This window comes from Sulfurovum lithotrophicum (genome assembly GCF_000987835.1).
Lineage (GTDB): Bacteria > Campylobacterota > Campylobacteria > Campylobacterales > Sulfurovaceae > Sulfurovum > Sulfurovum lithotrophicum.
Window position 1 is genome coordinate 259,293 of record NZ_CP011308.1, and the last position, 21,353, is coordinate 280,645.

25 protein-coding genes are annotated in these 21,353 nt (G+C 47.7%); 12 read left to right on the top strand and 13 right to left on the bottom strand.

The genetic code is table 11. From position 1 onward, the window contains the following. Positions 1 to 2: 2 nt before the first annotated feature. Positions 3 to 761: a phosphatidate cytidylyltransferase gene (locus YH65_RS01280; protein WP_046550282.1), complete on the bottom strand. Its 759-nt coding sequence runs from the start codon at positions 759 to 761 to the stop codon at positions 3 to 5. 55 nt (positions 762 to 816) lie between these two features. After that, positions 817 to 2,160, bottom strand: coding sequence for an NFACT RNA binding domain-containing protein (locus YH65_RS01285; RefSeq protein ID WP_046550283.1), 1,344 nt, complete (start codon positions 2,158 to 2,160; stop codon positions 817 to 819). Between the two features lie 68 nt (positions 2,161 to 2,228). Here YH65_RS01285 and leuC point away from each other — a divergent pair, with 68 nt between their 5' ends. The 4 genes from leuC to YH65_RS01305 are packed head-to-tail and all read left to right on the top strand — an operon-like array spanning position 2,229 to position 4,566. Next, a complete protein-coding gene (leuC, locus tag YH65_RS01290) occupies positions 2,229 to 3,509 on the top strand; it encodes a 3-isopropylmalate dehydratase large subunit (RefSeq protein ID WP_046550284.1) in 1,281 nt (426 codons plus the stop codon). A gap of 55 nt (positions 3,510 to 3,564) precedes the next feature. Beyond that, the gene (locus YH65_RS01295; RefSeq protein ID WP_046550285.1) at positions 3,565 to 3,813 is read left to right on the top strand and encodes a DUF433 domain-containing protein; all 249 of its coding nucleotides are present in this window, start codon (positions 3,565 to 3,567) and stop codon (positions 3,811 to 3,813) included. Between the two features lie 3 nt (positions 3,814 to 3,816). Continuing rightward, positions 3,817 to 4,158, top strand: coding sequence for a DUF5615 family PIN-like protein (locus tag YH65_RS01300; protein WP_052746048.1), 342 nt, complete (start codon positions 3,817 to 3,819; stop codon positions 4,156 to 4,158). A gap of 3 nt (positions 4,159 to 4,161) precedes the next feature. Further along, complete coding sequence (locus YH65_RS01305; RefSeq protein ID WP_046550286.1) at positions 4,162 to 4,566, top strand: acyl-CoA thioesterase; 405 nt, start codon at positions 4,162 to 4,164, stop codon at positions 4,564 to 4,566. On the opposite strand, the gene YH65_RS01310 is transcribed toward YH65_RS01305, so the two are convergent. The 6 genes from YH65_RS01310 to rpsU all read right to left on the bottom strand — a co-directional run bounded on the left by YH65_RS01310 (position 4,563) and on the right by rpsU (position 9,924). Further along, the gene (locus tag YH65_RS01310) at positions 4,563 to 5,294 is read right to left on the bottom strand and encodes a succinate dehydrogenase/fumarate reductase iron-sulfur subunit (RefSeq protein WP_046550287.1); all 732 of its coding nucleotides are present in this window, start codon (positions 5,292 to 5,294) and stop codon (positions 4,563 to 4,565) included. The genes YH65_RS01305 and YH65_RS01310 overlap by 4 nt on opposite strands. A 142-nt stretch (positions 5,295 to 5,436) precedes the next feature. Beyond that, positions 5,437 to 7,026: an FAD-dependent oxidoreductase gene (locus tag YH65_RS01315; protein ID WP_046550288.1), complete on the bottom strand. Its 1,590-nt coding sequence runs from the start codon at positions 7,024 to 7,026 to the stop codon at positions 5,437 to 5,439. Further along, entirely contained in the window at positions 7,023 to 7,970 is a 948-nt protein-coding gene (locus tag YH65_RS01320) for a D-2-hydroxyacid dehydrogenase (RefSeq protein WP_046550289.1), read from the bottom strand. Before YH65_RS01320 ends, YH65_RS01315 begins: the two co-directional genes overlap by 4 nt. Positions 7,971 to 7,972: 2 nt before the next feature. Beyond that, on the bottom strand, positions 7,973 to 8,389 hold the full coding sequence (locus tag YH65_RS01325; protein ID WP_046550290.1) for a secondary thiamine-phosphate synthase enzyme YjbQ: 417 nt from the start codon (positions 8,387 to 8,389) through the stop codon (positions 7,973 to 7,975). Then, positions 8,379 to 9,545 (bottom strand): formate-dependent phosphoribosylglycinamide formyltransferase, encoded by a 1,167-nt coding sequence (gene purT / locus YH65_RS01330; RefSeq protein WP_046550291.1) that lies wholly within the window; start codon positions 9,543 to 9,545, stop codon positions 8,379 to 8,381. The genes YH65_RS01325 and purT overlap by 11 nt, the downstream gene beginning before the upstream one ends. A 166-nt stretch (positions 9,546 to 9,711) precedes the next feature. Then, positions 9,712 to 9,924: a 30S ribosomal protein S21 gene (rpsU, locus tag YH65_RS01335; RefSeq protein WP_011979849.1), complete on the bottom strand. Its 213-nt coding sequence runs from the start codon at positions 9,922 to 9,924 to the stop codon at positions 9,712 to 9,714. Between the two features lie 146 nt (positions 9,925 to 10,070). Here rpsU and YH65_RS01340 point away from each other — a divergent pair, with 146 nt between their 5' ends. Continuing rightward, positions 10,071 to 11,480, top strand: a complete 1,410-nt coding sequence (locus YH65_RS01340; protein ID WP_046550292.1) for a bifunctional ADP-dependent NAD(P)H-hydrate dehydratase/NAD(P)H-hydrate epimerase — start codon at positions 10,071 to 10,073, stop codon at positions 11,478 to 11,480. On the opposite strand, the gene nosD is transcribed toward YH65_RS01340, so the two are convergent. Continuing rightward, complete coding sequence (nosD, locus tag YH65_RS01345; RefSeq protein WP_084721994.1) at positions 11,446 to 12,675, bottom strand: nitrous oxide reductase family maturation protein NosD; 1,230 nt, start codon at positions 12,673 to 12,675, stop codon at positions 11,446 to 11,448. The two genes, YH65_RS01340 and nosD, sit on opposite strands and share 35 nt — an antisense overlap. A gap of 95 nt (positions 12,676 to 12,770) precedes the next feature. Between nosD and purN the strand changes: the two genes are divergently transcribed. Then, positions 12,771 to 13,325, top strand: coding sequence for a phosphoribosylglycinamide formyltransferase (gene purN / locus YH65_RS01350; RefSeq protein WP_046551955.1), 555 nt, complete (start codon positions 12,771 to 12,773; stop codon positions 13,323 to 13,325). A gap of 6 nt (positions 13,326 to 13,331) precedes the next feature. Here the strand turns inward: purN and thpR are convergent, their stop codons facing one another. Then, positions 13,332 to 13,823 carry an RNA 2',3'-cyclic phosphodiesterase gene (gene thpR, locus YH65_RS01355; RefSeq protein WP_046550293.1) on the bottom strand — a complete coding sequence of 164 codons (492 nt, stop codon included), beginning with the start codon at positions 13,821 to 13,823 and terminating at the stop codon, positions 13,332 to 13,334. A 78-nt stretch (positions 13,824 to 13,901) separates the two neighbouring features. Here thpR and YH65_RS01360 point away from each other — a divergent pair, with 78 nt between their 5' ends. From YH65_RS01360 to YH65_RS01375, 4 genes are all read left to right on the top strand, one after another. Further along, the gene (locus YH65_RS01360) at positions 13,902 to 14,225 is read left to right on the top strand and encodes a hypothetical protein (protein ID WP_046550294.1); all 324 of its coding nucleotides are present in this window, start codon (positions 13,902 to 13,904) and stop codon (positions 14,223 to 14,225) included. Between the two features lie 22 nt (positions 14,226 to 14,247). Beyond that, positions 14,248 to 15,573, top strand: a complete 1,326-nt coding sequence (locus tag YH65_RS01365) for an MATE family efflux transporter (protein ID WP_046550295.1) — start codon at positions 14,248 to 14,250, stop codon at positions 15,571 to 15,573. A gap of 62 nt (positions 15,574 to 15,635) precedes the next feature. Further along, positions 15,636 to 15,875, top strand: coding sequence for a hypothetical protein (locus YH65_RS01370; RefSeq protein WP_179944237.1), 240 nt, complete (start codon positions 15,636 to 15,638; stop codon positions 15,873 to 15,875). A 75-nt stretch (positions 15,876 to 15,950) separates the two neighbouring features. Next, a complete protein-coding gene (locus YH65_RS01375) occupies positions 15,951 to 16,463 on the top strand; it encodes a shikimate kinase (protein ID WP_084721995.1) in 513 nt (170 codons plus the stop codon). A gap of 26 nt (positions 16,464 to 16,489) precedes the next feature. Here the strand turns inward: YH65_RS01375 and YH65_RS01380 are convergent, their stop codons facing one another. After that, entirely contained in the window at positions 16,490 to 16,726 is a 237-nt protein-coding gene (locus tag YH65_RS01380) for a hypothetical protein (protein ID WP_046550296.1), read from the bottom strand. Then, on the bottom strand, positions 16,723 to 16,959 hold the full coding sequence (locus YH65_RS01385) for a hypothetical protein (RefSeq protein ID WP_154806453.1): 237 nt from the start codon (positions 16,957 to 16,959) through the stop codon (positions 16,723 to 16,725). The genes YH65_RS01380 and YH65_RS01385 overlap by 4 nt, the downstream gene beginning before the upstream one ends. 56 nt (positions 16,960 to 17,015) lie before the next feature. On the opposite strand from YH65_RS01385, the gene YH65_RS01390 reads away from it, so the two are divergent. After that, entirely contained in the window at positions 17,016 to 17,876 is an 861-nt protein-coding gene (locus tag YH65_RS01390; RefSeq protein ID WP_046550298.1) for a polyprenyl synthetase family protein, read from the top strand. Positions 17,877 to 17,922: 46 nt separating this feature from the next. Next, positions 17,923 to 19,905 carry a transketolase gene (gene tkt / locus YH65_RS01395; RefSeq protein ID WP_046550299.1) on the top strand — a complete coding sequence of 661 codons (1,983 nt, stop codon included), beginning with the start codon at positions 17,923 to 17,925 and terminating at the stop codon, positions 19,903 to 19,905. 65 nt (positions 19,906 to 19,970) lie between these two features. On the opposite strand, the gene YH65_RS01400 is transcribed toward tkt, so the two are convergent. After that, a complete protein-coding gene (locus YH65_RS01400) occupies positions 19,971 to 21,305 on the bottom strand; it encodes an MFS transporter (RefSeq protein WP_046550300.1) in 1,335 nt (444 codons plus the stop codon). Between the last annotated feature and the right edge of the window lie 48 nt (positions 21,306 to 21,353).

Genomic DNA, 21,353 nt, shown 5'->3' on the forward strand with positions numbered 1-21,353 from the left:
GGCTATAAGAAGGCTCTTAGGGCAATAACCATCATGGGCGCACCGAAGAGATAACCGTCGATCCTGTCGAGTATCCCGCCGTGGCCGGGAAGAAGGTCGCCTGAGTCCTTCACGCCCGCTTCGCGCTTGAGGTAGGATTCGAAGAGGTCTCCGAAGACCGAAGCCACGGAGGTGAAAAAGGTAACGGCAAAAGCGATCCAGAGCGGTGCAACGATCATACCGATATAGGTCCCTGCCGCTGTAGCGACAAGTACGCCTCCGATGACGCCTTCAAGTGTCTTGTTGGGCGAAGTGTCGGAAAATTTGGTCTTGCCAATTGCTTTGCCCGTAAAGAAAGCACCCACATCTGTCAGCGCAACGGTTACCAGCAGCCAGAACATCGCGGCAATGCCGAAATCGTTGTAAAGGATCAGAAAGAAAAAGATACCGCTGACCGGGTAGAGAAAAGGAAGGATCAGTCTTTTGTCAAAATTGTGGAAGTATGCTATAGAAGCACCGAAGATGATCGCAACGAAATAGAACAGATCGTCGGGGTTGGGGTAGAAGTAGGCAAAGAACCAGAGTAGCGCCGCCCAGAAATAGGCTCCAGGTCCTACCAGTTTGAAGAGCTTCATCGCTTCATAGAATGCGAACATGTAGATGGTTCCCAAAAAAAGCCACATGACAAAAAAGCTGTCTACCCAGCCTATGAATCCAACCAGGGCAAGCAGCCCGATACCTGTAAGCCAACGTTCCTGATAGTCTGTAAAAATCCGTGTCATTTTTTGTCCTGTTTTATATTAGCAATGATTATAGCACGACTAGGGTTAGAGGTCGCTATATACGTATCTCCACACCCTCTTTGAGTACAGCTATGGTCTGGTATTTGTCATACTCGACATGGCTGCCTTCCTGGACCTTTACGAATTTCCGTTTGGTGTAGTCGACCAGGTAATTGCCCGGCTGATCGGTAGAGAAATCTACGCAGAGTTTCGCAGCTGCCTGCAGTACGGAATCGGGTAGATTCTGTTTGTCGGTACGGATGATAACATGGGAGCCGGGGATCTCCCGGGTATGCATCCATATGTCGTTCCCTTTGGCCATGGAGAGGAGCTTCTGGTTCTCGTTGCTGTTGCGCCCCACCATGACCTTGTAATCCTCTATCCAGAAGAGCTCGCCCTCTTTGAGCCTCTCTTTCTTTCGCTGGGATTTTCCACGCTTGGGGACCAGCAGTTCAAGCTCATAGGGCTGTTTTGCCTGTTCAAGTGCATAACGGATGTTCTCGTAAAAGGCTTTTTTGCTCTCCAGGTTCTCTTTTTCTATGTGAATGTTCTTTGCCTTGCTTTTGGCACGTTTCGAGAGGTTGAAAAAATGATCGCTCATGCGGTTGACTTTGACATTCTTTGGCAGGGGGATGCTGATCTCATTGCCTTCGAAGTCGTAGGTTTTCAGTTTGCTGTCATAGGGTTTGATCTGATAGAGGTTCGCAAGGACAAGATTGCCGTACACTTTCTGTTTCTTCTCTTCTTCTTTCAGCTTCTTCTCGTCGGGGAGTTTTGCCAGAAGCTGCGAGAGTTTTTTGATCTTCTTGGAAATGGAAGTGAGTTTCTGTTTCTTCATTTCGGAGAGTTTTTTTGCCTGTACCTCTCTGAATTTCTCTTCGAGACAGGTGTCGATATTGTCTATATGTCTGCTCTCTTCTTTACGTTCGTGCGGCGGGATGGGAAGCAGTTCCACCCCCGGACGGATCACCCTGAACGAACTGTCCGCATCGATATGCCTGAGTGCTTCGATAATCACCTCGTTCTCATCAAGAAGAATGGCGTTGGTGTTCTTGCCCGTAAATTCGAGCTGCAGATAGATGATCTTGTCCTTATATGAACTTTTCGGAGCAATGGTGAAACGTAAAATGCGGTCACCGTCGGGTACTTCGACATTCAAAAGCCTGCTCCCGCTCAGAAGAGAATGAAGCAGGGTGTCAAAAGGGGCATTGTAACCCTGCAAAGGTCGTTGGCTTGGAGCTTTGTAAACGAAGCTGTGGCCTCTGGTCATGTTGAAGAAATAGCTGTCAGCTTTGTCAAAGACGAGTTCGAGCGTATTGTCCTCGATGCGTCTTGCACGGGAGATGTAGCCAAAATCGTTCAGACGTTCTGCGATGGCTTTGAGTTCGTAGAGTTTCATGCTTGAAATTCTAGCATAATTTTATTTCGCTATAATTCGCGTAATTTATCTATAGTAAGGATTCTCCTATGGGACAAACAATTACAGAAAAGATTTTTTCGGAGCATGCCGGTAAAAAGGTACATGCAGGAGAGATCGTCAGGGTTGATATCGATATGATCATCGGTAACGACATTACAACACCTATTTCGATTCGCGCATTTGAAGAGAGCGGTGCGGAAAAGCTTGCCAGGCCAGACAACTTCTCCATCGTAATGGACCACTATATCCCTGCCAAAGATATTGCTTCGGCCAACCAGGCGAAGATATCAAGAGAGTTTGCCTACAAGCATGATCTCAAGTACTTCTTCGATGAGAAAGATATGGGGATCGAACATGCGCTGCTTCCCGAAAAAGGTCTGGTGATCCCCGGTGATGTCATCATCGGTGCAGACTCTCATACCTGTACGCACGGTGCCCTTGGGGCATTCTCCACTGGTATGGGAAGTACCGATCTTGCCTTTGGTATGATCACAGGCGGCAACTGGTTCAAGGTGCCAGAAACGATCAAGGTGGTGCTCACAGGGAAACCCGGTGAGCATATTTACGGGAAAGATATCATTTTGGAGATCATCCGCATCTTGGGTGTGGACGGAGCACTGTACAAAGCATTGGAATTTACCGGAGATGCCATCGGGCACCTTGGTATGGATGACAGATTCTCCATGTGTAACATGGCGATCGAAGCGGGAGCGAAATCGGGTATCATCGCGGTCGACAACATCACGGAAGCGTATCTCATTGAAAGAGAAGAGGTCAACGGCGGACTCAGAGCGAAGCCGAAGATCCACTACTCCGATGACGATGCGAACTACTGTCAGGTCATCACGATCGATGTGGAGAACCTCTCTCCTGTGATCGCCTATCCGTTCCTGCCAAGTAACGGTAAACCTGTAGAGCAGGCTGTTGCAGATGATCTTAAGATCGACCAGGTGATGATAGGAAGCTGTACGAACGGACGTATCGAGGATTTGAGGATTGCTGCTGAGATCATGAAGGGCAAGAGAGTAGCCAAGCATACGAGAATGATCGTTACGCCTGCAACACAAAAGATCCTGATGCAGGCACAGCATGAAGGTTTGATGGACATCCTTATCGAAGCGGGTGCTGTGGTTTCCAACCCTACCTGCGGTGCCTGTCTTGGCGGATATATGGGTATCCTGGGTGATGGCGAGCGTTGTGTGGCAACGACCAACCGTAACTTTGTAGGACGCATGGGTGCCAGAACGTCGGAGATATACCTTGCCAACTCTGCCGTGGCCGCCGCCTCTGCCATCGCAGGTAAGATCGTCGATCCTCGGGATATTTAGTGTATTTCAAATATTGTGCTATACTAAAACTATAAAAAAAGTTAAAGGAGGCACCATGACAGAAGAAAAGTTGAGTTATTTTAATGGGAAAATTACAATTGACCCGGATCTGTGTAATGGCAAGCCAACCATTAGAGGGCAGAGGATTACTGTCCAGACGATTTTAGAATTCTTAAGTGCCGGTGAAAGTGAATGTGAAATATTAAAACAATATCCAACGCTTACAAAAGAAGATATACAAACTTGTCTCAGTTTTGCCTCAGAACTTATGGGGCAAAAGTATTCATTGCAAAAAATAGCATAATCTATGCCAAAATATATTGTTGATGCCAATCTGCCTTATTATTTCTCTTTGTGGAGAAACGAAGCACATATTCACGTTATTGATCTGAATCCTCATATGAAAGACAGTGAAATATGGCAGTACGCCAAAGAGAATAATCTTACAATTATTACCAAAGATGCTGACTTCTCAGACCGAGTACTTTTAAACAATCCCCCACCAAAAGTCATACATATCAAATTGGGAAATATGAAAATGAAAGTATTTCATGATGTAGTAAGTCATATTTGGAATGATGTTCTATTAATGAGTGAAGAATATAAGTTGGTGCGTGTGTATTCGGATAGAATTGAAGGTGTCGGATAAAATATGAAACCATATATTTATAACTTCAATGTAAACAAAGAAGATATTGACTTCAACGGCCATGTCAACAACGTCACCTACCTCTCATGGATGATAGATGCAGCCACAAAACACTCTGCTGCTGTCGGTTACGGATATGAAAAATGTCTGGAACTTGGCGGCACATGGGTCGCCAAATCACATAACATCGAGTATAAAAGACCTGCCTTCGAAAATGATGAACTCCAAATGAAAACATGGATAGAAGATATCGGGAAGATCCTCTCAACCCGTCGCTACGAACTGACACGTCCGAGTGATGGTGCACTTATCTGCGAGGGAAAGACAGAGTGGGTCTTTGTGGACAGTAAAAAGATGCGGCCCATGAAGATCCCGCAGGAGATCATTGAGGGGTTTAAGAATACCTAAAACCCTGCATTGGGGTCAAACCCGAACCCGCCGCCTCCAAAATCAGGTCCACCGAAATTCTGCGAAGCAAATGACGGGTCCTGATGACCGTGCTGTAGTGAAGTTCCGCGAAGCATCGTAATGTCCATTTTGGGGTCAATGCCTTTGGGGCAGACCGCCGTACATTCTCCGCACAACGTACAATCCCATACACCGTTGCTCTGAATGTTGTCGATGATGGTTTTGGCATTTCCTTCACGCTTGTCTTTACTGTAGCGGTAAGCACGTGTAAGAGCGAATGGACCCAGGAAATCCGGGTTGACTGCAAAGACGGGGCAGGCGGAGTAGCAGGCATTGCAGAGGATGCAGTCCGTCTGTTTCTCCGTACGTTTTTCATCTTCAGGTGTAAGTGGAGCTTCCTGGAATTTCTGTAGCCAAGTGGTTGCTTTTTTGAGTGTCCCTTTGGCTTTGTCCTTGTCTACTTTGAGATCGCGCAGTACGGAGTGGTACTGTAGCGGTTCGATGACATCTCCGGGCTTGACCTTATAGGAGCAGGCAAGCTCTTCCCTTCCGTTCACCCGTACTGCACAGGTGCCGCAAACGGACGCACGGCATCCTGCAGAAAAGGTCAGTGTGGCATCCTGGGCCTCCTTAATGTAGACCAGAGCGCTAAGCAGCGGGATTTCACCGGCAGGAAGACGGTACTCCTGATAGGTGTTGGTTTCGCTGCGTAGGATTTTTATTTGCATAAAAAGCCTTTATTTCTGTAGGGTGTTGTCCCCTGACAACACCAATAGTGTAAGTTTAGAAAAAAGGCATGATTTTGTGTCTTATCTTTAGAAAAGGTGTTGTGGGGGCACAACACCCTACGAAAGTGAGATAGTATCATATTTAATCCTTCCATTGTAATACAAAATGCTTTTTAAAATCTTCATTCTCTTCTTCAAACCCTACCTTGTAGTGTGCTCCGCGGCTTTCATCTCTGGCGATGGCAGCGGAGATGATGGTGGGTGCAAGGAGTAGGGCATTTTTGAATTCCAGAAATTCGATGAGGTTCTGGTTATTGGTTTTGTTCTTGTCTGAAATACCCATCTGCTGCTGTGAAACCTGCATGGCAATGACCTCCTGGAGCGCTTCGTTGAGTTGCCCGTTTTCCCGAACAATACCCACCTTTTCATAGAAGAGGTTTCCCAGTGCCTCTCTGGAACTGTAGAAGTTGACACTGCTCTCTTTGGAAAAGATAGCTTCTATCTCTTTTTGGTCTTTTTGGAGTTGTGCATCATCGGCCGGTTTGGAGCTTGCATAGATGCTGTGTTTATAGGCATTCTCTCCTGCAAAACGTCCAAAAGCAGTGATCTCGAGCAGGGAATTCCCTCCAAGCCGGTTGGCTCCGTGCACCTTGGCATTGGAACACTCACCGGCTGCGAAACATCCTTTTATACCATTGACCTCAAGAGCATAATCAACATCTATCCCACCCATAGAGTAGTGTGCAACAGGCTTGATAGGAATGAGCTCACTTGCAGGATCTACATGTTCATGCAGTTTGCACAGTTCTACTTCCTGTGGAAGCAGTTCCATCAGCTTCTCTTCACCAAGATGGCGCACATCGAGAAAGACCCTTTGAGCCTCTTTCATCTGTGCGAAGATTGCCCGTGCCACTTCATCGCGCGGTTTAAGTTCATCGATGAAACGCTCACCGGCTTCATTGACCAGGTAGCCGCCTTCCCCTCTGGCGCTTTCCGAGACGAGAATGCAGGAATGTTTGAGCGCAGTAGGGTGAAACTGTATGAACTCCATATCGCTGACTGCACCTCCGGCACGAAGTACCGTAGCGATTCCGTCACCGGTCGCCCCGTACATATTGGTCGTAAAGCCGTGGTAAATGCTCCCATATCCGCCCGTTGCCATTACGATGGATTTGGCATCGATCTGTTTGACCTCTCCTGTACGGATATCGAGGAAAGTGGCTCCTTTTACTGTATCTTCTGGAACGATGAGGTTAAGCAGATAGTGTTCATCCATAAAATCAATACCCTCTTTGAGACAGGTGTCATAAAGTGTATGAAGAATCTTCAGACCGGTATAGTCCTGCGCATAACAGGCACGTTTGGCTGAAGCGCCTCCCATTTGTCTTTGGGAGATGGTTGCAATGCCTTCTTTGCTATTGTCTAGACGTGAGAAGGGTACGCCGATGCTCTCGAGCCACTCAATCGTTTTGGGTGCATCACCACACATCTGACGTACCATATCTTCGTCGCAGAGCCCATGGGCAGATTTGATCGTATCCTGGATATGCAGGGAAATATGGTCTTCATCGACATTGCCAAGTGCAGCATTCATGCCTCCCTGAGCCATGGAAGTTTGGGAGTTTGTCGGGTACATTTTACCTATGACCAGTACGGAAGCTCCTGCTTCCTTGGCTGCGAGAGCAGCAGAGAGACCAGCGCCGCCCGAACCGATGACCAATACATCTATCATACAGGTGTCGCTTTCAAAAACTGTTTGATATTCTCCACGATTCCTTCAAGCAGTTTTTCTCTTGCTTCAATACTTGTCCAGGCAATATGCGGTGTGATCAGCAGTCTCTCTTTGTGTGAGATTTGCATGAGTCTGTTGTCTGCTTCGACCGGCTCTTTTTCAAGGACATCGAGGCCCGCATAGATCTCTCTTCTGTCCAGTTCGTAGGCCAGATCGGTCTCGTTAATGATGCCGCCTCTTCCGAGGTTCAGCAAAATGGCTTTTTCTTTCAGCAGAGGGAGATTGGTCTCGTTGATGAGCCCGTAAGTTTTCTCGTTGAGCGGTGCATGGATGGAGATGATGTCACTGGTGCTCAGGAGTACATCGAGAGGCTGCTGAATATAGGCTTGGTCGCTGTTCTCTCCGCTGGTGGAGTAATAGCTTATATGTGCGCCAAAAGTAGAAGCAACCCTGGCGACCTCCTGGCCGATGGTACCCATACCGATGATCCCCCATTTCTTCCCGGAGATCTCGTAAAAAGGCCTGCTGACATCGGTAAAGAGTCCTGAAATGGTCCAGAGTCCGGTCTGAACGACATTGTCGTAATATTTGAGATGTTCAAGGAGGTAAAAGAGCATGGCAAAGGTATGCTGTACCACCGACTGGGTGGAGTAACCGGAGACATTTTTGACTATAATGCCAAGCTTTTTCGCAGCCTCCAGATCGACATTGTTCATCCCTGTAGCAGCGATGCATATAAGGTCCAGGTCTGGACACTGCCTCATCATCTCTTCGCTCAATACAACCTTGTTACTGATAACGATGTCGGCATTTTGTATCCGACCGAGTGTTTCGTCAGGTGTGGTGTTCTTGTAGCGTGTCACATCTCCGAACTGTTCCAGCGGGCTGAGGTCCAGGTCTTCCCCGAGTGTTTCCGTGTCCAGTATGACGATCTGTTTTGGCATGGTCATTCTCCTTGTAATGTAATGATGAGTGTTCTGCCAGAGGCATAGTCCCTGTGTTCGAACAGGTAGATGCCCTGCCATGTCCCCAGTGCAAGTCTGCCCTGTGTGACGGGAAGGGTCAGTGAGGAGCCAAGCAGCATGTTCTTCATGTGTGCGGGCATATCGTCACTGCCTTCGTAGGTATGGAGGAATTTTGGGTAATTTTCGGGGATGAGGTCATTTAGAAAGGTCTCTGCATCACTGCGCACACGCGGGTCCACATTTTCATTGAGGCAGAGACTGGCTGAAGTATGTTGTAGAAAAACATGCACCGTCCCTGTCTGGACAGAGCCGTCGAGAAGGTCGTTGATCCTCTCTGTGATCAGGTGCATCCCCCTGTGAAGAGAAGGGAGAGTGAGTACATACTGTTTAGTGATCATCGATCTGTGAAACGATCTCTGTCGCCCGTGCTTTGGCAGCTTCTACGTCTTTGTCAAGCACAAGGCTTACTGCCATGCGGCGGCCGATGTGTGATTCAGGTTTTCCAAAGACCCTGACAAAGGAGTTTTTTGTAAAGGCATCGTTGGGGATCTCGAGTACCGGGCTGTGGCTCTCATTCTTTGCTTTGTAGGCACCACAGGCACCATTTCCGTAGAAAGTGAAGTCAAGCGGAAGGCCAAGTACGGCTCTGACGTGCAGTGCAAATTCGCTCTGGCTTTGCGTGATCAGCGTGACCATGCCGGTGTCGTGCGGACGGGGGGAGAGTTCGGAGAAGTAGACCTCATTATCTTTGACAAAGAACTCCACTCCGAAAATCCCGCGACCGCCCAGGCCATCCGTGACTGCTTTGGCGATCTCCTGTGCTTTTCTGAGTGCTTCTGGAGACATCTGCATCGGCTGCCAGGAGAGGATGAAGTCACCGTCTTTTTGTACATGGCCTATGGGCTCACAGAATACGGTTCCTGTCTCGTTACGTACAGTAAGCAGGGTGATCTCGTAATCAAAAGGAACGAACTCTTCCACGATCAGTTCACTTGCATCCCCGCGAGCCTCTTTGGCGATCTCCCATGACTTTTCGATGTCATTGGCTGTCTTAGCGATACTCTGTCCGTGTCCCGATGAGCTCATCACGGGCTTGATGACACAGGGAAAACCGATGCGCTCACCAGCTTCTTTCAGGCCCTCGAGCGTGGTCACGAACTCATAATCGCTGGTTTTTAGTCCAAGTGTTTCGGCGGCAAAGACACGGATGTTCTTACGGTTCATCGTCTTGTTGACCGCTTCGGCATTGGGAATAACGTGAAAGCCTCTTTTTTCCGCTTCGAAAAGTGCCGAGATGGAGATCGCTTCCACTTCGGGAAGGATGTAGCTGGGCTGCTCTTTCTCAATGAGTTTAAGTACGGCAGATTCATCCTGCATATCTATAGCGTATGAACGGTTGGCGACCAGGTGTGCCGGTGCATTTTCATATTTGTCGACAGCGATCACTTCGATACCGAGTCTCTGCGCTTCGATGGCGACTTCTTTACCCAGTTCACCGGAACCAAGCAGCATGATCCTGATAGCGTTTTTTTGGAGAGGGGCTGTAAATGTCATGGGAAAACCTTCGGTTTAGAATTAATAATTAACAATTAATAGTTAATGATTGATGAGATATTCTATCAAAAAGTTGTCTAAGTTGTAATGAGTTGGAAAATGTTTTGTAGGATTTGTGTAAAAAAGTAGTAGCGAGTGACAGAGCTGAAGCTCCGTCAAGGACCAATTACAGTCTGCTCTCGTATCTTCTAAGCATGAAGAGTTTCTTGAGGATCTTCTTGCGAGTGGCGATCTTCTCTTTCTTTCTCTTTTCAGTCTTAGTTTCGTAGTGCTGTCTAGCTCTCGCTTCAGTTACGATAAGGTTTCTGTCACTTTGTCTTTTGAATTTTCTATAAGCATCATCAAAAGAGTCACGTGGTGTAAGTTTAATTCCTGGCATCGAAAAGCACCCCCTTCCTGTTCAAAATTTCTCCGGCCAAATGACCAGAGTGGAAACAAAGTTTCGGATTATATCGAAATAAATTTATGGTAAGATAAAAAGATAAAATCCCCAAAAGTCATTTTGGACCCAATGAAGGAAAAACAATGCAAAAAGTATTTAAATCCTGTTACGAGCTGGATAGACGCTGCTATGAACGGTATGGTCTGACGGAAGATATCTTGATGGAGCATGCGGCAGGAGGCATGGCCGCATACATTCAGGAACATTTCGAAGCGGGGTCTTCTGTTTTGATTGTTTCGGGGGTGGGCAACAACGGTGTGGACGGCATCGTTCTGGCACGTCAGCTTCACGGCAGCTATGATATCCGGCTTGCCGTCCCGTTCGGTGTGAAGTCGGAAATGGCGAAACTGCAGCTGCAGAGAGCACAGGCAGCAGGAGTGTATCTCACGGAAGAGATGCAGGATGCGGATGTGATTGTCGATGCGGTCTTCGGCGCGGGGCTGAGCAGAGAGATTGACGAGAAGACGCAGTTCATCGTACATAGACTCAACAGTTTTAGAGGGCACAGGATCGCCTGTGACATTCCGACGGGTCTGGGAGAAGAGGGCCGTCTGATGCCCATGGCTTTCAAAGCGGATGTGACTGTTACGATGGGGGCGTACAAGGAGGCGCTTTATCTTGATGAGGGTAAAGACTATGTAGGGAAGATCATCCGTGTAGATCTTGGTGTCAGCACGGTGCAGTACGAGACGGGAAGCTGTACTTTTCTTCTTGAAGAGAGCGATCTGAAGCTGCCCAGCCGAAGGGTAGAAACGGCACACAAAGGAACCTTCGGGCATGCCGCTGTTTTTTGCGGTGAAAAGGAGGGGGCAGGGATCATCGCAGGTACTGCTGCAAGCAGATTCGGTGCCGGTTTGACGACGCTGGTGGTACATGAAAAGATCTCCCCTCCGCCTTATCTGATGCATTCGACCGTTGTGCCCGGAACCGCTTCCGCCATCGCCGTAGGGATGGGGCTGGGAGAGCATTTCGAACAGGAGTTCCTTCAGCAGTATCTCATTGACAGCCATCTTCCTGTCGTTCTAGATGCGGACAGTTTCCATCATAGTGAGATACTGTTGATCCTCAAGCAGAAAGAGAGGGATATCGTCGTGACGCCGCATCCCAAAGAGTTCTCCGCCATGTGGGAGCATCTGACGGGAGAGTGCCTCAGTGTGGAGGAGATACAGAAGAACCGTTTTGAGACTGTACGCAGGTTCAATGCCTGTTATCCGCATGTCACGCTTCTCCTTAAGGGGGCGAATATGCTTATCATGCAGGAGGAGCGACTCTACATCAACCCTATGGGTAATGCAAAACTGAGTAAAGGCGGCAGCGGGGATGTTCTCTCCGGTCTCATCGTTTCGCTTCTCGCCCAGGGATATCCTGGGGTTGAAGCTGCCATACAGGCTTCTCTGGCCCTGGTGCTCTCCGCCGGAAAGTACGAGGGGGCTTCCTATGCCATGCTGCCAACGGATATCATTGAGGGGCTCCCTCTTTTGGAAGGCTCATAAGCGGTTTGCTGTCTTCCAGAAGCAAGACGGGTGTAATGAACGGTGCGATTCTTGAGAGAAAGTTGATGACCGACATGATGGGCGTGGCATAGAAAAACTTGATCTTGTTGTCATATTTCCATAGCTGGTCGGCGTAGAGAAAGATGCGGTGGGGCGTATCCCCTATAGCGTCCCCGTTCCTGTCGAAACCTTCATAGCGGTCCCAGTAGTTATACTCTACAGTATTGGTTTTTCCGTATTTGGCTTTGAGGTCCTGCAGGACATCCTCTATATTTCCTTTGATGACATTGTGCGCAATTATATTGTTCTTGATATCGGCATGGAAATGCAGAGCTTCGGTATTATAGCTTATGGTATTGTGCGTAATGAACCTCTGCTTGCCTCTCTCGGTCCTTTTGACGTCGATATAGAGTGCTTTCGTGTTGAATTTCAGCGTATTGTGGTCAAAATGAAAATTGGAGACCTTGTCTGCGACCACGCCTATACCCGCAGCACCGTTGGAACTGAGTATCCTGTTACCTGTGACGTTAGTGTCTTTGATCCCCATCATCAGTATGCCTACTGCATTGTAGCGGAAGGTATTGTCCTTGATACTGTTGCCGTGGCTCATACTGAGGTGTAGCCCGTATCTGTTGTGCAGAAAGGTATTGTGCAAAAAAAGATTATGGTGGGAATAGGTCAGCGTCACATCCCTTGATCGTTCGATGGTATTGTCCCTGATGATGTTGCCGCTGGCGTACCACAGTTTCAGAGCATCGCCTCTGAGCGGAACGGCATGCTTTTTGGAAGTGATGGTGTTGTCTGAAATGACGGAATCTTTGACCATATTCATATCGATCCCGTATAGCGTGTCGCTGATCCTGCAATGACTGATCTCGCATTCTCTTACGTGGTTGAGCGAAACGGCGGCGTCAAGGTTCTCCATCCTGTCGCCCGAACCCATGATCTGAAGGTTCCTGAGCGTAACCTGCGAGCTGTTCAGGGTAATGACCGTGGCGTTCAGGTCACCTTTGATGATGACATTCTTTCCCGACCCGATGATCGTCAAAGGTTTGTTGATGACGATATTGCCACGATAGATACCAGAGGGCAGTTTCAGTGTGGCTCCTGACGGCGCTTTGTCTATGGCTTTTTGCAGAATGCCGGCAGGGGAAAGTATGATAAGTGTCAAAAAAAGAAGTAAAATTTTTATCATAAAGAGATTTTAGCATATTTGGAGCAATAAAGTGTAACACGATAGAATACGCTCTAACAATAACAGTTTAGAGATTCCCTTTAATGAGAGAAGAGATGGTAAAGCGTAAAAAAATAGCGGTGCTTTTCAGCGGCAAAGGTTCCAACTTCGCCCATATTGTCAATACTTTACATCCTGAAGAGGCTGAAGTTGTCGTTGCTTTGACAAACAACCCTGAAGCCGAAGGTATTGCAGTGGCTAAAGAAGCGGATATCCCTCTGGAGATCGTCGATTCCAAAGCCTATGAAAGCAGAGAAACTTTTGATACAGAGGTCGTCAAGCGCTTGCAGTATTATGCCCCGGATCTTACGGTACTTGCAGGCTTCATGCGTATCTTGACACCGGTGTTTACAGAACATGTCAAGTCTGTCAACCTGCATCCCTCACTCCTGCCAAGGCACAAAGGACTCAATGCCATTGAGAAGAGTTATAATGATGCCTATGAAGAGGGTGGTGTATCGGTACACTGGGTGACATCCGAACTGGACGGCGGGGAGATCATATTGCAAAAAAAAGTTTGCAAAGAAGGTTTGAGTTTCGAACAGTATGACCAAACGATACGGCAAATAGAGAAGGAAGTTCTTGTCGAAGCGATCAGAAAAGTGTTATAGGTTTTTTTAGAGTGTATAAAGAGATGTATACTCCGGCCCTGTGTTTGAGAGCTCGCTTCTGTAAAGCGTGATCTGCGGTAGAATGAGACCGAGATCTTTTTCTCTATAGTTTTTGAGCACTTCCTTGTAGCGTTTGTAATCATAGATTTCTTTGATGCGGCAAAGGGTAACATGAGGTTTGAATCGGTAGAGGTCAAATCCGGCTTTTTTGAAAGTTTGGGCTGTTTCGTAGAGACCTCTGTCTTCCGCTTTGGCAAAGAAGACCCTGGGAGGTCTGCCAAAATACCCTAGTTCGGCAATGGTCACTTCCCTTTCGGGTACGCTGACCTTTTGCATCTTCTTGATGACAGGTCTCTCATCCGGAACATTGCCCAGAAAGACCCATGTCAGATGCAGGTTCTCCTCTTCGACCCATTTCCCCTCCATAATATCTTTGAAATCATCTTGGATCTTGCTATAGTTCTCAAACCTGACAGGTGAAGCGATAAAAAGTCTCATAAATGTATTATAACCTAAGTGATTTATTGTATTATTTTAGCAGAATAAGTAAAGGGAACCTCTAAAGGAAGGAATAGAATGCAATACTATAATGATGAACAGAATAGCAGAGGTGCCTATTTTGTTTTTGTTGCGCTTCAAGTCTTTATACTGCTGATCGTTTACAGTTTTGTCTATACCTCTCTTGTAGCGGTGAAGCTGGCAGTGGTAAAGTACCATTTGACTTTGATGGCCTATCTGCCTGTTGTGTTCGTGATGTTCTCCTACCCTGTTGTGCTTTACAAAACACGCAGGATGTTCCGCGAACATAAACGCCTCAGGGCTACGGGCTGGATGCTCGGATGGGCGGCAGTAGCCATCGTGTTCCTGTACGCCTTTCTTTCTCAGCTCATTGCAGTATAATTCTTTTCAAAAAAGAGCCGCTTTGCTAAGATATTTCCCTGTAAAACATCAAAAGATACTCAAGCTCTCCATCCCTGCTGCCATCAATTCGCTGCTCGATATGCTTCAGGTGATCACTGACCTGATCATGGTGGGGCGTATCTCTGCCTTTGCCGTTGCAGCCGTGGGGCTTGGCCTGCAGTCTCTGATGTTCGTTTTTGCCGTGCTCACGCTGTTGAATGTAGGTACGTCTGCCCTGTTATCCCGTTTTGTTGGAGCCCAGCGTATGAAACGTGCTTCCATAGGGCTTTCGACGCTGCTGCGCTTCGCTTTCTTTTTGAGTCTGCCGGTAATGATCCTCTGGTATTTCCTTGCATCGAATATTTTTGTATGGTTCGGGACGGCACCTGAAGTCGTGGCTCTGGGTGAGGATTATGTACAGACACTGACCTGGATGATGCCTTTTGTTTTTATGAAACTGGTGTTCGTAGCGGCACTCAATTCTGCAGGTGACACAAAAACGCCGATGTATGTCAAAATTTCCTCTATTCTACTGAATGTAATACTGAATTATCTGTTGATCTTTGGTAAATACGGTTTTCCTGAACTTGGTGTTATGGGAGCGGCCGTGGGTACGGTGATCGTCAATATCATAGAATTTTTTGTCTATGTCGTATTGTATGTACGTCACAGGACACCTTATATACCGCTATGGTACCACTCAAAGTCGCTTCTTAAACGTGCACTGAAGGTGGGGTTGCCTGCCTCCATGGAACGTGCTCTTACCTTCGGATCTTTCATGCTTTTTACCGTCGTTATCGCCCACTACGGTACGGCCGTACTTGCCGGGTATCAGATAGGCCTGCGTGTCGAGGGGCTGGCATTCATGCCCGGTATAGGGTTTACCATTGCAGCTATGGCACTGATGGGGCAGGGGTTGGGAGCCAAGAATCCCCGGCAGGCCAGAGAAGATGTACTTCTGGTGCTGAAATATACTTCGGGATTCATGTTCATACTTTCATTTTTTATGATCTTCATGCCTGAAAAGATCGTTTGGTTCTTTACGAATGACCCCGCCACCATTAAAGAGGCTAGCCTTTATCTGCGGATCGTGGGTGTTTCCCAGATACCCCTGGCATTTAACTTCGTCCTCTCCGGTGCTCTCAGAGGAGCAGGTGACAGTCGAAGAACACTAAAGATCAACCTGATCTCTCTCTGGGCCGTGCGTATCATACCCGCCTTTCTGCTCAGCTGGTATTTTCACAATATCCTCTTTGTCTATCTGGCGATGATCTCGGATACTTTTGTCAAGGCGATCTGGCTATGGAGGACGTTCGATAAAGGGGAGTGGCAGAAGATCAAAGTCTGATCAATGCTATGCTATAATGAGAGCCAAAGTAATAAGAATCATATCAAGTTAAAAGGAATATCGTGAGAAAAGAATCAAAAACACTGGATGAGAGAATTGAACGTATCTATAAAATGGCCATTGAGCATTTTGGTGAAGTACGTTTCGTAGGGATCAAAAAACATAAGAAGATCGGATGGGTCGCCAAGATACAGTTTGACGAGTTCGAATCTCTGGTCGCTGAAGGCGAGAGTGCAGAGGATGCATTGAGGAACCTGCGTAAACGTCTCAAAAAGATCATTGACCGCTATAATATGGTATAGTGATGAAACTTTGTTTCATCGAGTGAAGAGTGAAGATCTGCATTGCGTTGCAATGCTTTTATTAGGTGGAAATCAGTGAAAAAAAATATTATTTTGATTGGATTTATGGGAGTAGGAAAAGGGACAACTGCGCGTGCCTTTGCCAAAAAGTACGGTGTTTACAACATCGATACGGACGATCTTATAGAATCCAAAGAGAACAAAGAGGTCAAGAAGATCTTCGCCAAGAAGGGCGAAGCGTACTTCAGACAGTGTGAACAGCAAACCGCCGACTGGATAGAGAAGTGTGTCAAAGGGACGCTCATCTCCTGCGGCGGCGGGTTTTACAAAGTTGGCAATATTGACAAGCTAGGAACGGTAGTACTGCTTGAAGCTTCGTTTGAGTGGATACACAAGCGTCTCAAAACAGCGAAAAATGCCAAAGCCAAACTGGCGAAGCGGCCGCTTTTTTCCAAAGAGAAAGAAGCGAAAAGACTCTACAACGAACGTGAAAAAGCATATCTGAAAGTCGCAGATGTTATCGTCAATGTTGAAAACAAGAGTCTTGATGAAGTGATCGCCGAGATCGCCAGGAAGTGTAAAGTGTAAAGAAAAGAGATTCCGACTCTTTTCCTCTATGAAAAGCGGTCGGTATCTTTTGTTTCGACAAAAATACCTATGATCACCAAAATAACATAGGTGACCGTTATTACCAGAAGTGTGTTCCCGCTCAATGCATAGATCGCATCTTTCAGAGTTTCATAATTCTCTTTGATGCCCATCATGAGGTTGATCCACACCCCAAAAGCGATCAGGATCAAAATACCTTTCATGTTGAACATTGTGGCGTTTTTAACGGGTTTTTTCTTCATTGTTTTTTCTCTTTCTCTTTGATGTGTGCTTCCCAGTATTCCAGCCCTTTGAATATTCCGGTCAATACACCGAAGATCAGCATGGTGCTTCCCATGCAGTAAGGGACAAGTTCTGCAAAAGGTGCAGGGTCTTTGGCGAATACGGCTATAGCATACAGCCATATTCCTATCGCTCCCGTTGCCGATATCCGCTTCAGCCATTTTATCATAATCATTAATTGTGTACTTTCCATATGCTTATTTTATCGAAATTAGATATAATTCTATCACTTAATTTTCAAGAGAATAAATGCAGAGATTTGAAGCCTATCTGAGTACGAACCTACCAAAAGTAACGAGCTTTCATCCTGTCTATGAAGAGGCATTGGGTGCAATGCTGCAGGCAGGGGGGAAACGTTTCCGTCCGATGCTGCTTTTGAGTATCGTGGATGCGTATGAACCGATGCTGTATGACTCTGCACTGCCTGTAGCACTGGCACTTGAAATGTTTCATACCTATTCTCTCATACATGATGATCTACCAGCAATGGATGATGCTGACCTGCGAAGAGGACACCAGACACTGCATAAACGTTTCGATGAGGTTACGGCTATTCTCGCAGGTGACGCACTCAATTCGGATGCGTTTTACCTCATTGCCAAAGCACCACTTCGTGAAGATGTAAAGATCAAGCTGGTCGAACTACTTGCACGTGACGGTGGTAGTAGAGGGATGGTCCTGGGACAGGCGATCGATTGCTATTTTGAGAACAGACCTCTGACGATCGATGAGGTCAAGGTACTCCATACCAATAAAACGGCCAAGCTTATAGCCGTCAGCCTGCAAATGGGCGCGGTGATCGTCAGGCTTGCACCGGATGTACAGAAAGACCTGTATGATTTCGGGATCGATCTGGGGCTGCTTTTTCAGATACAGGATGATATCGTCGACGAGACACAGACGGAAGAGGAAGCGGGAAAGACCACGGGGAACGATGCAGATAAAAATAGCTTTGTCAATCTTTTGGGACTGGAGGAGACTGTCGTTCAGGCAGATACTCTGGCAAAAGATTTACAAAGACGATTTGAAGACTTCGACGAGAAGTTGCAGACCGCCTTGCAACCCCTGATGAACAAATATTTGTACAGACATAAAAACACGTCATCCTGAACTTGATTCAGGATGACATACTTGCATATAATTTTAAGGATATAAAATGGCAATGACAGAGCAGAACCAAATGCGTAAAAAAATGGCGAATACCATCAGATTCCTCGCGGCAGATATGGTACAGAAAGCGAACTCCGGACACCCGGGTGCACCGATGGGGCTTGCCGATATTGCAGTGGTACTTTCCGAGCATCTCTCGCACAATCCCAAAAATCCCAAGTGGCTTAACCGTGACCGTCTTGTCTTCTCGGGAGGACATGCGACAGGACTTATCTATTCGATGCTTCACCTCTGGGGTTATGATGTCAGTCTTGATGACCTGAAGAATTTCCGTCAGCTCGATTCCAAAACACCGGGCCACCCGGAATACGGCCATACTGCAGGTATAGAGATCACGACCGGTCCTCTGGGACAGGGTATCGCCAATGCAGTCGGTTTTGCCATGGCCGAAGCCTTTACCAAAGAGCAGGTAAATTCTGAAACCTGTGAACTCATTGACCATAAAGTTTACTGCCTCTGCGGTGACGGCGACCTTGAAGAAGGTATCTCCTATGAAGCCTGTGCACTCGCAGGACACCTTGGACTGAAAGATCTTGTACTTATTTATGATTCCAACGAGATCACGATCGAGGGTGATACGAACATTGCCTGGAGCGAAAATGTCGCCAAACGCTTCGAAGCACAGAACTGGAATGTTTTGACAGTCAACGGGCACTGTTATGACAAGATTGATGAGGCACTGAATGAAGTAAAAAAAGCGGACAAGCCGACAATTATCATTGCCAACACGATCATCGGAAAAGGCGCCGGAGAGCTGGAAGGGACACACCATACGCACGGTGCACCGCTCGGTGAAGATATCATCCGCGCATCCAAGACTAAAGAAGGGTTCGACCCCGACCAGACCTTCCAGATCCCCGAGGATGTCCTGCTGCGTTTCAGATGTGCTATCGAAGAGGGTGAATTGGCTGAAAAAGAGTGGATCCACAGACAGAAGGAAGCGCCGCTGATCGAGCAGAACGAAGCGTTGGAGAGACTACTCAATCCTGACTTCTCGACTGTTGAGTATCCGGATTTCTCCAATGATGCGGAAGTGGCGACAAGAGATTCAAACGGAAAGATTCTCAACGCTATTGCCAAAGCGGTACCGTCTTTCCTCGGCGGTTCTGCGGACCTTGCGCCGTCGAACAAAACAGAGCTGAAGGACATGGGCAATTTCCCCAAAGGCAAGAACCTGCATTTCGGTATCCGAGAACATTCCATGGCAGCGATCACCAATGCCATGGCACTGTACGGCACGACTATGCCATTCAATGCGACATTCTTCGTCTTCTCCGATTATATGAAACCGGCTGTACGTATCGCGGCACTGACCAGCATCCAGAACTTCTTCGTCTGGACGCATGACAGTATCGGTGTGGGTGAAGACGGGCCGACGCATGAGCCTGTCGAACAGCTGAGCCAGTTCAGAGCGCTGCCTAACTTTTATGTCTGGAGACCGGCAGATGCCACAGAGAACGTTGAAGCGTGGAAAACTGCACTGAGCATCAATGCACCGCACGGTTTCGTCCTGAGCCGACAGAAGCTCAAGACACTCAAGCCAAAAAGAGACTTTGGTGAGCCAGGCAAGGGTGCTTACATGGTCAAAAAACGTGAAGGTGCGACCCTGACACTGATGGCGAGCGGCTCTGAACTTATGCCGTGTCTGCAGGCAGCCTGCCACCTTGAAGTACTGGGTGTAAAGGCCAACGTGGTATCTGTACCGTGTCTTGACCTGTTCAACGAGCAGGATGCGGCCTATAAATCCGGTGTTGTAGATCCGGCTACTAAAGTACTGGCTGTGGAAGCGGCCACTGCAACCGAGTACTACCGCTATGCGGATGATGTGCTTGGTATGGAGAGCTTCGGTGCTTCCGCTCCGGCAGGACAACTTTTCGAGAAGTTTGGTTTCACCATTCAGAACATCACTAAAAGAGCGTGCGACCTAATGAATGCCGAGTACAGAGTTGTCGATCTGGGTAAGTGCTAGCATCCTGATATTTCTGCTTCCAAACGACCCGGAAGCAGCCTCTTGTTTAGGATAAACCTTTCAAGCTAGTCTAGCAACATCCCTCTCACTTCATCCTCGTCGATCATATCCTTTTCATACTTTACGACGGCGATATTCTCCGTCTCATTCACATAGCTTTCCACAATGGCGGGATGGTCGGTAAGCGCTGCGACTTTGTTCCTGTCGAAAATGTCAAGAGGGAGATAGACATTGCCTCGGTTGTTCGGGTTTGGCATCGTTGCTACCCAGATGAACCATACGGCGGAGAGAACGGCAACGAAGATTGCCAGTGTACCTCTGCCGTAATGCTGCATGAGAAACCCTGCAAGCAGGCCTCCCAGAAAGATCCCGACATAGGCGAAGGTATTGGCGACACCGAGCGCGGCACCTTTCTGGTGTACTTTGGCGAATTTACTCACAAAGCTCTGAAGCAGAGGTTCGAACATGTTGAAGCCGATGAAAAAAAGAACGACACCGACAATGAAGAGCCAGGGAGAAGAGGCGAAGCCCATGGCAAGAAAACCCAAAAGAATGACGGCAACGGAGATCATGAATATTTCACGCCCCTTGCCGTACTTCTCTCCAAAGACCGCGGCCGGCCCCATGGCGAGCAGGCCGAAAACCATGGCCGGAAGATAGACCTTCCAGAGTTCCGCTTTGCTCCATCCAAAACCGCCGTCGTCAAGAGCCTGTGTCATGACAAGGGGTATGATGAAAAATGCCATCGTCATAATGGAAGAGTGGAAAAGAAAAGTGATATACATACGTGTCAGTGACTTGTCCTTGAAGACATCGAGCATCTTCGATTCCTCTTCGGCATAGGAGTGCACGATCTTGGGCGGCTGGGGAACGGCAGTAAAGAGAATACCGATGGCCATGACAGAAAGAATGGCGGTCAGCCAGAAGAGTTTGTCAATGCCCCAGTATCCGCCGACGAGAGGCGCGATGATCATTGCAGCGGCAAAACTCATCGCGATCGTCCCGCCCATGATCGCCATGGCGTGGGCGCGCTGTTCCTCTTTGACCAGGTCGGCGATCATTGCGGAGACAACGGAACCGATGGCACCAGCCCCCTGCAGAAACCGACCGATAAGCAGCATATAGATATTGTCGCTCATGGCAGCGATGACCGAACCAGCAATGAAGATAAGCAGCCCAAAAAGCAGGGTCTTCTTTCTGCCCACTTTGTCGCTCATCAGCCCAAAAGGCACCTGGAATGCTGCCTGTGTCAGGGCGTAGCCCCCCACGACAAGTCCTGCAAGGAAAGGAGTGGCGCCTTTCATTTCCATGGCATAGATGGAAAGAACGGGAAGCACAATGAAAAGTCCGAAAAATCTCAAGGCGACGATAAGACTTAGGGGCATGATCTGTTTAATCATGGTAATACCTTTAATACGATAAAATTTGTCTTATTATATTCCTAAAAA